Genomic DNA, 10,475 nt, shown 5'->3' with positions numbered 1-10,475 from the left:
TGAAGACGGTCGAGAATCGAGAAAGTGCAGGTCGGATGGGGTGTGAGGTGGTAGGGCGCCCGGGGCTCGAACCCGGAACCTACGGATTAAAAGTCCGCAGCTCTGCCAATTGAGCTAACGCCCCTCGCAACAGCAAGGGTACAGAGATTACCGCCCCGACCGCGACGCCTGCATCACCGGTAAGCGGCCAGACCCGTCAGCGCCTCTCCCAGCACCAGCGTATGGATCTCCTGGGTCCCTTCGTACGTCAGCACAGACTCAAGGTTGTTCATGTGCCTGATCACAGGGTACTCCAGGGTGATCCCGTTCCCGCCCAGGATGGAGCGGGCCTGGCGGGCGATGTCCAGGGCGGCGCGTACGTTGGCCAGCTTGCCGAAGCTGATCTGCCGGGGCTCCAGTTGGCCGGCGTCCTTCAGGGTGCCCAGATGGAGGGCGGTGAGCTGGGCCTGGGCGGTGCCGACGTACATCCAGGCGAGTTTCTCCTGCGTCAGCTGGAACGACCCGATCGGCTTGTCGAACTGGATCCTGGTCTTGGCGTAGTCCACCGCGGCCTCCAGGCAGGCGCGGGCGGCGCCCACGACGCCCCAGACGATGCCGAAGCGGGCCTCCGAGAGGCAGGAGAGGGGGCCGCGGAGGCCGACGACGCCGGGGAGGGCGGCCGAGGCGGGCAGGCGTACGTCGTCGAAGTAGAGGGACGAGGTGACCGAGGCCCTAAGGGACAGTTTCTTGTGGATCTCAGGGGCGGAGAAGCCGGGGGTGGAGGTCGGTACGACGAAGCCGCGGACGCCTTCGTCGGTCTGCGCCCAGACCACGGCGACGTCGGCGACGGAGCCGTTGGTGATCCACATCTTGGAGCCGTTGAGGATCCAGTCGGATCCGTCTTTCTTGGCATAAGTACGCATGTTGGAGGGGTCGGAGCCGTGGTCCGGCTCGGTCAGGCCGAAGCAGCCGATGGCGGACCCGGCAGCCATCCGCGGCAGCCACTCCTCTTTCTGCTCGTCGGAGCCATACCGCCAGATGGGGAACATGGCCAGCGAACCCTGGACCGACACGAAAGAGCGCAGGCCCGAGTCCCCGGCCTCCAGCTCGCGGCAGGCCACCCCGTACGACACCGCGTCCGTCCCGGCGCAGCCGTACCCCTGCAGGTGCATCCCCAGTAGCCCGAGGGCGCCGAGCTCGGGCGCGAGCTCGCGCGCAGGGAAGACCGCCTCCTCGAACCAGTCGCCCACGTACGGCAGGACGCGGTCGGCGACGAACGACTTGACCGTGTCGCGGATCAGCCGCTGGTCGGCGTCGAGCCGGTCGTCCAGGCGGAGCAGGTCGTCCATCTCGGGTCCCTTCGTCATATAGGGGGTTACCAGGGTTCTACCAGGGGGAATCCTGATGTGCTAATACCGGGCCCGGGGGCAGTCTTGAGACATGAGCGAATACAACGTCAAGAAGCTGCGTCGGACTCACAAGGGCAGGATCGTCGCGGGCGTCTGCTCCGGCATCGGCGAGTACGTCGGGATCGACGCCAACCTGGTGCGCATCGCGCTCGCGATCGCGACGCTGTTCGGCGGGCTGGGCGTCGGCGTCTACGCGATCGGCTGGCTCCTCATGCCCGACGAGTACAGCGACACCTCCATCGTGCAGGACCTCATCAGCAAGCAGCAGGACCACGGCCGGACGGACTGGAGCGGCGAGCAGAAGCCGCAGTCGTGATCAGGCCGGAGCGGGCACGCGTTCGCGGGGCTCGGTCCAGAGCAGGGCGAGGACGGCCGCGCAGATCAAGCCGGTGAGCCCGGCCAGCGCGACCACCGGCTCAGGACCGAGTCTCTCCGCCGCGAACCCGCCCGCCAAGATCCCGATCCCCTGCGCGGCCATCAGCCCCGACTGCACGAGGCCGAACGCCTGGGCGCGACGTTCGGCCGGTACGCGCTGGACGAAAGCGGCATTGGCCGCAAGCTGGTACGCCCCGCCGACTCCCGACAGAAGCCATGCGGCGAGCACCACCTCCAGCGGCGGCCGCAGTGCCGTCACCATCAGGGGCGCGCAGCTCAGCATGGCCAGCCACCCCATGAGCCGCAGCCGGCGCGGCGGCGGCACGAACCTGCTGAAAAGGAACGCCCCCAGAACCGTCCCGGTAGGCATCGCCGCCATCAGCAGCCCGGTGATCACCGGGACCGGCAGTGTCCACGTGGCGAACAGCGTCCCCGTGGAGAGCTTGGCCGCGTACGGCACGGCGATGCCCTCAGGCAGGATGTAGAAGCCGCACAACCACGCGAACAGGACAAGCGTCCGCAGCTGCCGCGACCCGAACACGAGCCGGGCTCCCGCCCTGGTCATGGTCCACATGGACGGTTTCGAGCCGTCGGGGCTCGCGGAAGGCCGGCGGCGCACCCCTGACACCAGGATCAGCGCGGAGCCGAGGAACGTCGCGGCGTCCAGAGCGAGCGCCCGGTAGGGGCCCATGGTCGCGATCACCGCTCCGCCCGCCGCGAAACCGAGCATCTGCACGGCCTGGTTCGTCATGTTCTGGATGGCAGAGCCGATGACGTACCGGTCGCCTTCGAGCACCTCTGGCAGCAGCGCCGCGCGCGCGGCCGAGAACGGCGCGCTGAGCAGCACCACCAGGAACACCAGCGCGCACAGCGACCAGAACGGCATGCCCGGCACCGCCATCGCGGCCACCAGCGCCGCCCGGATCAGGTCGCAGGTCAGCATCACGGCCCGGCGCGCGAACCTGTCCGCCAGCCCGGCCAGCAACGGCCCGCCCACGATCGACGGAAGGTACGTCAGCGCGTACACGGCCGCCGTGGCGAGCGGTGAACGTGTTCGGTCGTAGACGAGTACGGCGAGTGCCACCTGAGCGAGTTGGTCACCAAGGAGGGAAAGGCCCTGGCCGTACCAGAGAGCCCTGAACTCCTTGATGGCGATGACTTCCCGATATGTGGCGTGTCCCTCAGCACGGCGATGCCGCCCCGGCGGACGACTTGCCCGCATTGCCCCCATTGGACTCCGCTGTGCCTGACTTACAGTGTTCGCTACGTCACCTAAGGTGCCCGATCATTATGGCAACCCGCAACCCAAAGAAGCCAACCAAAAGCAAAGGGTTACCAGCCCAGCTCGTGAAGTCTAGCGTCGTCGATGCCGAAGTGATGGCCGACCTCGTGGACCACCGTGATGCGCACCTCGTCGACGACGTCGGCTTCCGTATCGCAAATCTGGCATATCGGATTGCGGTAGATCTCGATGCGGTCGGGCAGGACCCCTGAGTACCAGTCGCCGCGTTCCGTGAGGGGGACACCGGTGTACAGGCCGAGCAGGTGGGGCTCCGGCGGATCATCGACGACCGTGACGACGACGTTGCTCATGGCGCGCGTGAGGTCTGGGGGGATCGTGTCCAGTGCCTCAGCCACGAGTTCCTCGAATTTCTCCCGCGAAACCTCGATCACACTTGCCATTCTGCCCCGTCACTCGGGTAGGCAAGAAAGCGTATGAAGTTCGTTCACGGGTCAAAGGCCGTCATTCGGTCCAGGGCTGCGAGGGCCGCGGCGGTGCTCCTCGTGGCCGCGGTCGGCGCCTGGCTGGGCATCTTCCTCAGCGGCACCGTACGGGCCCAGGTCGGGCCCGTCGAGACCGGGATGTCGCTCCGACCGGCCTGGGACGGCGAGACGGTCGTGGACGCCAGCCCGCTCGGCACGCTCACGTTCCGCACGCACGACGCGCCGCTGCGCCTGCGCATCACGCTCGAGAACATCGACCAGGAGCGCGCCAAAGCCCTCATAGAGGACCCGCGGCTGGCCGACCGCCTGCCCGAGCTCATCGAGGACGACCTCCTCTACGGCGTGCGCGCGCTGGCGATCCGCTCACTCCTCTGTGCGGGGGCCGGGGCGTTGATCGCGGTCCTGATGGTCTTCAGGCGCCCCAGAGTGGCCCTGACGGGCCTTCTGGCCGCCTCCGTGGCGCTGGCGGGCACCGGGGCCCTCGCCGCTCTGACGTTCCGCCCCAGCTCTCTCGTCGAGCCCCGCTACTCGGGCCTCATCGCCGCCGCGCCGTCGCTCGTGGGCAGCGCCGAGTCGATCGTGACCCGCTTCGAGTCGTACCGGTCGCAACTCACCAAACTTGTCACGAACGTCTCGAAGCTGTACGACACGGTGTCCAACCTGCCGCTGTACCAGACCGATCCCAAGACCATCCGGGTTCTGCACGTCTCGGACATCCACATCAACCCCATCGCCTGGAACGTCATCCGCTCGCTCAAAGACCAGTTCAGCGTGGACATGATCATCGACACGGGCGACATTTCCGACCATGGCACCAAGGCCGAGAACAAGTTCGTGGACGAGATCGGCCGCCTCGGGGTCCCGTACGTGTACGTACGCGGCAACCACGACTCGATGGTCACCCAGAAAGCGGTCGAGAAGCAGAAGAACTCCGTCGTCCTGGACAACACCACCGAAACCGTGGCGGGCCTGAAGATCTACGGCCTGGGCGACCCCCGCTTCACCCCGGACAAGTCCGTGGCCGCCGACTCTGACCCGGCCGTGCTCGGCCAGTACGCCCGCTCGCACCTCGCCAAGGTGAAGAAGCCGGACGTGATCGCCGTACACGACCCGGACGTCGGCAAGGGCTTCTCCGGCGCGGCCCCCCTGATCCTCGCCGGCCACACCCACAGCCGAAAGACGAGCATGCTCCCAACCGGAACCCGCCTCCTCGTCCAGGGCTCGACCGGCGGCGCCGGCCTGCGCGCCCTCGAACACGCCCAGCCCACGCCGGTCCAGGCCTCGGTCCTGTACTTCGACAGGGAGACGAAACGCATGCAGGCCTGGGATGACATCACGCTGGGCGGGCTGGGGGAGCAGTCGGTGTACATCCAACGTCACGTGGAGCCCGACCCACAACGTATGATTTCCCCGGAGCCAACGACCGCCCCGTCGCCAACGGGACCGGACATTGGCACACAAACGCCGTCCGCCGGTAAGCCACTTTGGCATCAAGGGCAATCGTCCCCTATGCTTCAGAGGTCTCCGACGGAAGGCGACAGGGAATCCTGAGCCCCCATCGTCTAGCGGCCTAGGACACCGCCCTTTCAAGGCGGCGGCACGGGTTCGAATCCCGTTGGGGGCACTGCGAGCGGTTAGCGCACCGGAAAACGGCTGGTCGAAGACCACCGAAGAGCTGGTAAGCTAAACGAGCGCAAACAGCAAGAAACGCAAGACAAGCAAGGTCCTGTAGAGCAGTTTGGAGTGCTCGCCACCCTGTCAAGGTGGAGGTCGCGGGTTCAAGTCCCGTCAGGACCGCTCTAGGTCAGGTAGCTCAGTCGGTACGAGCGTCCGCCTGAAAAGCGGAAGGTCGGCGGTTCGACCCCGCCCCTGACCACATCAATTGACCTGCAAAAACGCCCCGGAGCGATTATCGCCCGGGGCGTCTGCGTGACAAACTGCGTGACATCCGTCGTGATTACGGCTCTGGAGTCAGCGGGAAGATCTCATCCATGACTGTCGCTCCCTCCTGCATGACGGGGCGGATCTGCTTGCGATAGACGGTCTCAGTGACCACCGTGTTCGTGTGGCCGACCAGCCGTCGGGGCAACCTCGATCCTGCCTCTCAAGGTGGCTCGGGGCTCAGTCGTCGCCTGGATCGCTCATGGCCGGACCAGCATCGATCGCCGACCGCGCAAGCACCACAGTTCGGCCGTCGGTGTAGGTGACGACCAGTACAGGTTCCCCTTCGGGGAGGCCCAGGGTTGTTCGCTCCGCGACAGTCGGCATCCGGGCCGTGATCCGCGCGGGCTTCTCCAGGCCCACCACCGCGAGCTCCGGCGGCGTCCGTATGGTGCTTCCCCGCCGGTTCTCCGTGTCGATGAGCCCTTCGGCACGCAGCAGCCGCAACGCCTGGCGAACAGTGGCCTTGCCGGTGCCGAACTCCTCGGCCAGGGCGTCTTCGTTCTTGAGCTTGTCTCCAGGCTGACTCCACACGGAGAAGTTCAGTCATGACCGGGTACACGACCATCCCGTACACGATCGCCTTCGCCAACGAACTAGTGAAAGATCCGATCGCCTTCGAGCCCTGCGCGGGCGGACTGCGCCTGGCCTACCAGCCATCCCAGCCTGGCGACTGGATCAAGCCTCCCACCGCTAAACCTTGGGAGTTGGGAATCCTCCGCGCCAGAGTGCGTGACCTGCTGGACAAGCCCGACCTGCGTGGCTCCGAGCGAATGAGGAAGCTCAACCTGCGGCGAGAGTGGCGGTGCATGAACAAGCTTCTCTGTCAGGTGTGTGGCGGTCCGGCGGTAGACCCGGAGTCGCGTCTGATCCCTTGGCTACTGACCAAGACCGTATTTGAGCGCACTGGCCTGGACAGCGGCCGGACCAACGCTCCGCCGACGTGCTGGACCTGCGTCCCCAAGGCTCTGGAGCAATGCCCCATGCTCCAGGTTGACTTCACCTTGTACACCGTGAGGGCCGTGGAAACCGTCGGTGTGCTGGCTGACCTCTATCGACCGGGGATCTTCCGTGAACCGATCCCGACCGCGCACAACGTCTTCGTTCCATGGGACGCGCCCCGGTACCACCCTCGCACGCTGGCCGTCGCCCAGGTGCTGGAGCTTCATGGCATGAAGCCCATGGGCCTCTAGCTAGCTGGAGCACGCGACTTCGACAGTCAGTGTCCCTGCCGTCCCTACTGTCCCTGAGTCCGCTGCGACCAGCACTAACGCAGTCCAAGACAAGGGACAGACCTTCTGGAGGGCTGTCCCTGTTGTCTCCATGAGCCGGTGACGACCTCAACAGCCGCTCCCAAGCCGCGATCCCAGGGGAGTGAACTATGCTCCGACCAGTCCATGGTGCTTCGCGCGCCCTCCTGAGCGCGCTGCGCGCGGAAGACCGGCTGTAACACCCTGGGGGCAGCCCTCGGTGTTACAGCAGGTTCGGCCCTGGCGGGCCGCCCCGGAGAGACGCCCGCCAGGCGGGCGATCAGGGCCAATGGGGGTGCTCCATCTTCCGCCCGATACCACGGCCAGAGCGCGTGCTCACCTCCTGCTCCCACCAGCAAGCTCGCTGACCTTTGTCTTGATTACAGCCTCAGCAAGATGAGTCGCTGGGTCATCGATTGGGTACTCCTTGCAATCATCGATCGGACTAGGCACGATCATGTAAGCCCTTGGCCAACCGGAGAACGGCTCTTGCCGCTCGCGGCGCCGGAGGGCCGGCTTCATCGGCCCCGTCAAGGCGGTCCGGCACCGTCCAACGCCAGATGGGCCCACAGAATGTCGACCGTAGGGACGCGCTTCAGATGATTTCCTGACAGGAGAAACTCATGGCAGAGTCGAACGACAATCAGAAACGTGTCATCATCAAGCTGCTATCCGTGAACTGCAACCAAGCCCAATACAAATACGGATCCGACATGTTCTACGTCGTGGGCGGAGCGGCCACCGGCCCCCGGTCCGGCTCCAAGAGCATGACGGTTCTGACCACCCCGGATGCCGTTAGCAGCGACGGGGGAAATACTTTCGCTCATGACGAGTCTGCAATTTTCGACAACAACGTATATGTCGATGACTTCATCGAACTCGGCCTTCAATTCCGGCGCGCCAGCAGCGACTACAGTGATCGTTATTACGTCGAGAATCGCCCGGCGGTACTTTCTGCGTTTACCGCAGACTTCGGAACTGCGGTCGGCCCCCTGGTCGCTTCCGTTGAGGACGCGGTCGCCGGCGCGATTCTTGCCTCCACGCCGCGGGCGCTGGCCAAGGCTCCGGCGGCCTTCACCGAGGGTGGCGTCCTAGGGGTGGTGCAAAAGAGAGTGAATGTAGCCGATTATCCGGAAGATAATAGCGGGCCGTTCACGTGGAAGTTCGCGGATAAGTATCCGAACATCATTGAAGGGCCAGGCGTGTGGAGTGAGTGGGACTACGAGGTCGGTTACACCATCGAGGTGGGTCCTGCGCGGTGACCTGAGCCTTGGACAGCTTTGACCTGTTCGCAATGACCGTGTGACAGGCATCGGCATCGGCTGAGCGGCCCAGCGGGCGCCGGCTGTGAGGGCCATGGGCGGTCGGCGGCGGTGCCATCCGGCCGTGCTCACGACTGGCGAGCACGATCAGGTGGCGTTGGGGAGTCACAAACCTCCTCCGCGGGCCTGTGCACGACGTGAATGCTTACATCGGATTCACTCGACCGGGAAAGGCGGATCATGCCGATCGCTCATGCCGGTTGACACCGTCCGACCATCAAGTAAGACTCCCATTATGCAAATAACCCAAGTTTGGGAAGAACAGTGGACGACAGGCTGGACAACGCTCACTCCGTTTGAGCTATGCGGCGAGTATTATCTCCTGTCGTACAAGAACGGGTCGGGAAACGCGGACCTCAGCAAGTTCCACAAGGACGGCTCATACAGCGGGGTATGGCAGCGGGGGTGGACGACGGGGTGGACGACGCTCGCTCCGTTTGAGCTGTACGGCGAGCCGTACCTCTTGTCGTACAAGAACGGGTCGGGAAACGCGGACCTCAGTAAATTCCACAAGGACGGCTCATACAGCGGGATATGGCAGCAGGGGTGGACGACGGGGTGGACGACGCTCGTCCCCTTCAAGGCGTACGGCGAGTATTACCTCCTGTCGTACAAGAACGGGTCGGGCGAAGCGAGTCTTGACAAGTTCGACCAGGACGGCTCGTACAGCAATGTGTGGCAGCAGAACTGGGCGACGGGGTGGACGACGCTCGCTCCGTTCGAGCTGTACGGCGAGCCGTACCTCTTGTCGTACAAGAACGGGTCGGGAAACGCGGACCTCAGTAAATTCCACAAGGACGGCTCATACAGCGGGATATGGCAGCAGGGGTGGACGACGGGGTGGACGACACTCGTCCCCTTCAAGGCGTACGGCGAGTATTACCTCCTGTCGTACAAGAACGGGTCGGGCGAAGCGAGTCTTGACAAGTTCGACCAGGACGGCTCGTACAGCAATGTGTGGCAGCAGAACTGGGCGACGGGGTGGACGACGCTCGCTCCGTTCGAGCTGTACGGTAAGTGTTATCTGTTGTCTTACCAGGCGGGGACGGGAACTGCGGAGCTGAGCAGGTTTGATTTCGCCACTGAGGCGGCGTCCGGTCGGCCGGTGCCGTCTATGACGGCGAAGGGGATTTACGAAACGCTGAAATAGAGGCGAGGGTGTCGCGGTGACACGGCAAGCTGGTCACCATGGGGCAGCATTCACGGCCTGTACGTTTCGGGTTCTGTTGATCGCGTTGTGTGATCGATCAGAGGTGTGCAACGGTACGACCGGCTCCGGAACGTCAGGCGGTGAATGCTTACCCTCTTTGGTGGAGTGACTGAGTGACAAACTGAGTGACAACCGCGGCAGACGATCACGGACGTTGACGGACGCTTGGGGACGGTCGGGGCCTGGTCAGCGCCGTCATGAGCCTGGCGGGAACGGGTGCTCGGCTTGCCTGAAAAGCGGAAGGTCGGCGGTTCGACCCCGCCCCTGACCACATCAATTGACCTGCAAAAACGCCTCGAACGGATTATCGTTCGGGGCTTTTTGGTTGTCTCTGACAGCAACAGTGACAGCAGCGTCGTGATGGAGCACGGGTTGGACCACGGCATGACTCCCGCGCGTCTCGCCGTCGAGATGGAGGACGCTGAGAAGCTTCAGAGGCTCCTCGATGAAGGTGTGAGTGTTCACGAGGAACACGGTGGACTCACGCTGCTTCACCACGCGATCGATGTGGAAGTGGACAGCCACGCGCAGACAGGTGATCGGCTCCATGTCGACATGACGGCGCTCCTGCTCGCCAACGGAGCAGATCCACGGCGGCGATCGCACGCCGGCGCAGGTGTCTCGGCGGAGCACTTCGCCTTCGTCAACGGTCACTGGTTGGCGACTCGGCTACTCGAAGCAGGGCTGCGGGACCATCCCGAGTAGCCGCTGACAGCGACGTCGGCCACTGTAGCGCTGGCGATCATTGACGGGTTGGAGATGCGTAGCTAATTTCCGGGATTTGTGACCCCTCAGTGGATCGGTGTGATCGGGACTGCTCTTGGCGCCGCGATCGGAAGTCTGGTCGCGATCGCCTCCGTCTTTCTCCGGGCACGCCAGGAGGCCGCAGCCGAGGCGCGCGAGCACAAGAGAGAGCAAGCCCGTAGAACTCGTGATCGCGAGTGGGACATCACCGTTCAGGGGCTGGACGCACGGCGACAGACCTACGCCACCTTGTTACGGCGGGTCGCGGCATACGGCCGGCAACTCGAAGCGATCACCGAGCAGGCTTCGACTCCGGTTGGCGACAAGCAGGTTCCGCACCTCCTCAGGGAGGAACTGCACACAGCCAGGGCAGAGCTCGAAGATCTGGTCTTTGAGGTCGATGTTCACGCGCAGCATGCCACCGGAGCATGAGGGCTGAGCATCGATCCTGCTAACAGGAGTGCTAACAACGGCTCCGAACAATCATGGACGGTTGTGGAACGGCTGCCTCTCTACGCGT

At 64.6% G+C, this 10,475-nt stretch carries 11 protein-coding genes and 4 tRNA genes; 9 read left to right on the top strand and 6 right to left on the bottom strand.

Annotated elements, in window-relative coordinates:
* Positions 1-48: 48 nt before the first annotated feature.
* Both ABZS69_RS53925 and ABZS69_RS53920 read right to left on the bottom strand, forming a co-directional pair.
* Positions 49-124: transfer RNA gene (locus tag ABZS69_RS53925), tRNA-Lys, on the bottom strand.
* Between the two features lie 49 nt (positions 125-173).
* Positions 174-1,328, bottom strand: a complete 1,155-nt coding sequence (locus ABZS69_RS53920) for an acyl-CoA dehydrogenase family protein (RefSeq protein WP_355388882.1) — start codon at positions 1,326-1,328, stop codon at positions 174-176.
* 91 nt (positions 1,329-1,419) lie between these two features.
* On the opposite strand from ABZS69_RS53920, the gene ABZS69_RS53915 reads away from it, so the two are divergent.
* Entirely contained in the window at positions 1,420-1,704 is a 285-nt protein-coding gene (locus ABZS69_RS53915; protein ID WP_355388880.1) for a PspC domain-containing protein, read from the top strand.
* On the opposite strand, the gene ABZS69_RS53910 is transcribed toward ABZS69_RS53915, so the two are convergent.
* Both ABZS69_RS53910 and ABZS69_RS53905 read right to left on the bottom strand, forming a co-directional pair.
* Positions 1,705-2,985, bottom strand: a complete 1,281-nt coding sequence (locus tag ABZS69_RS53910) for an MFS transporter (protein ID WP_355388878.1) — start codon at positions 2,983-2,985, stop codon at positions 1,705-1,707.
* A 110-nt stretch (positions 2,986-3,095) separates the two neighbouring features.
* Complete coding sequence (locus tag ABZS69_RS53905; RefSeq protein ID WP_355388876.1) at positions 3,096-3,437, bottom strand: metallopeptidase family protein; 342 nt, start codon at positions 3,435-3,437, stop codon at positions 3,096-3,098.
* Between the two features lie 102 nt (positions 3,438-3,539).
* Here ABZS69_RS53905 and ABZS69_RS53900 point away from each other — a divergent pair, with 102 nt between their 5' ends.
* The 4 genes from ABZS69_RS53900 to ABZS69_RS53885 all read left to right on the top strand — a co-directional run bounded on the left by ABZS69_RS53900 (position 3,540) and on the right by ABZS69_RS53885 (position 5,364).
* Entirely contained in the window at positions 3,540-5,039 is a 1,500-nt protein-coding gene (locus tag ABZS69_RS53900) for a metallophosphoesterase (protein ID WP_355388874.1), read from the top strand.
* A tRNA-Glu gene (locus ABZS69_RS53895) sits at positions 5,040-5,112 on the top strand.
* Positions 5,113-5,210: 98 nt separating this feature from the next.
* A tRNA-Asp gene (locus tag ABZS69_RS53890) sits at positions 5,211-5,285 on the top strand.
* A gap of 5 nt (positions 5,286-5,290) precedes the next feature.
* Positions 5,291-5,364: transfer RNA gene (locus ABZS69_RS53885), tRNA-Phe, on the top strand.
* A gap of 245 nt (positions 5,365-5,609) precedes the next feature.
* Here ABZS69_RS53885 and ABZS69_RS53880 read toward each other — a convergent pair.
* The gene (locus tag ABZS69_RS53880) at positions 5,610-5,963 is read right to left on the bottom strand and encodes a GntR family transcriptional regulator (RefSeq protein WP_355388872.1); all 354 of its coding nucleotides are present in this window, start codon (positions 5,961-5,963) and stop codon (positions 5,610-5,612) included.
* A gap of 14 nt (positions 5,964-5,977) precedes the next feature.
* Between ABZS69_RS53880 and ABZS69_RS53875 the strand changes: the two genes are divergently transcribed.
* From ABZS69_RS53875 to ABZS69_RS53865, 3 genes are all read left to right on the top strand, one after another.
* A complete protein-coding gene (locus ABZS69_RS53875) occupies positions 5,978-6,622 on the top strand; it encodes a hypothetical protein (RefSeq protein WP_355388870.1) in 645 nt (214 codons plus the stop codon).
* 680 nt (positions 6,623-7,302) lie between these two features.
* Positions 7,303-7,941, top strand: a complete 639-nt coding sequence (locus ABZS69_RS53870) for a hypothetical protein (protein WP_355388868.1) — start codon at positions 7,303-7,305, stop codon at positions 7,939-7,941.
* A gap of 253 nt (positions 7,942-8,194) precedes the next feature.
* A complete protein-coding gene (locus ABZS69_RS53865; RefSeq protein ID WP_355388866.1) occupies positions 8,195-9,151 on the top strand; it encodes a hypothetical protein in 957 nt (318 codons plus the stop codon).
* Between the two features lie 333 nt (positions 9,152-9,484).
* On the opposite strand, the gene ABZS69_RS53860 is transcribed toward ABZS69_RS53865, so the two are convergent.
* Positions 9,485-9,865 (bottom strand): hypothetical protein, encoded by a 381-nt coding sequence (locus ABZS69_RS53860; protein WP_355388864.1) that lies wholly within the window; start codon positions 9,863-9,865, stop codon positions 9,485-9,487.
* Positions 9,866-10,015: 150 nt separating this feature from the next.
* Between ABZS69_RS53860 and ABZS69_RS53855 the strand changes: the two genes are divergently transcribed.
* Complete coding sequence (locus tag ABZS69_RS53855) at positions 10,016-10,387, top strand: hypothetical protein (protein WP_355388862.1); 372 nt, start codon at positions 10,016-10,018, stop codon at positions 10,385-10,387.
* Positions 10,388-10,475 lie beyond the last annotated feature (88 nt).

It is taken from the genome of Nonomuraea sp. NPDC005650, from assembly GCF_040605375.1.
Taxonomy (GTDB): domain Bacteria; phylum Actinomycetota; class Actinomycetes; order Streptosporangiales; family Streptosporangiaceae; genus Nonomuraea.
The sequence above is the reverse complement of the archived record's forward strand: the minus strand, read 5'-3'. Positions and strand labels throughout refer to the sequence as shown.

Bases quoted from the DNA above. Each gene is read 5' to 3' on its own strand.
- ABZS69_RS53920 (WP_355388882.1), bottom strand. From the start codon at position 1,328: ATGGACGACCTGCTCCGCCTGGACGACCGGCTCGACGCCGACCAGCGG.
- ABZS69_RS53915 (WP_355388880.1), top strand. From the start codon at position 1,420: ATGAGCGAATACAACGTCAAGAAGCTGCGTCGGACTCACAAGGGCAGG.
- ABZS69_RS53910 (WP_355388878.1), bottom strand. From the start codon at position 2,985: ATGCGGGCAAGTCGTCCGCCGGGGCGGCATCGCCGTGCTGAGGGACAC.
- ABZS69_RS53875 (WP_355388870.1), top strand. From the start codon at position 5,978: ATGACCGGGTACACGACCATCCCGTACACGATCGCCTTCGCCAACGAA.
- ABZS69_RS53870 (WP_355388868.1), top strand. From the start codon at position 7,303: ATGGCAGAGTCGAACGACAATCAGAAACGTGTCATCATCAAGCTGCTA.
- ABZS69_RS53865 (WP_355388866.1), top strand. From the start codon at position 8,195: ATGCCGGTTGACACCGTCCGACCATCAAGTAAGACTCCCATTATGCAA.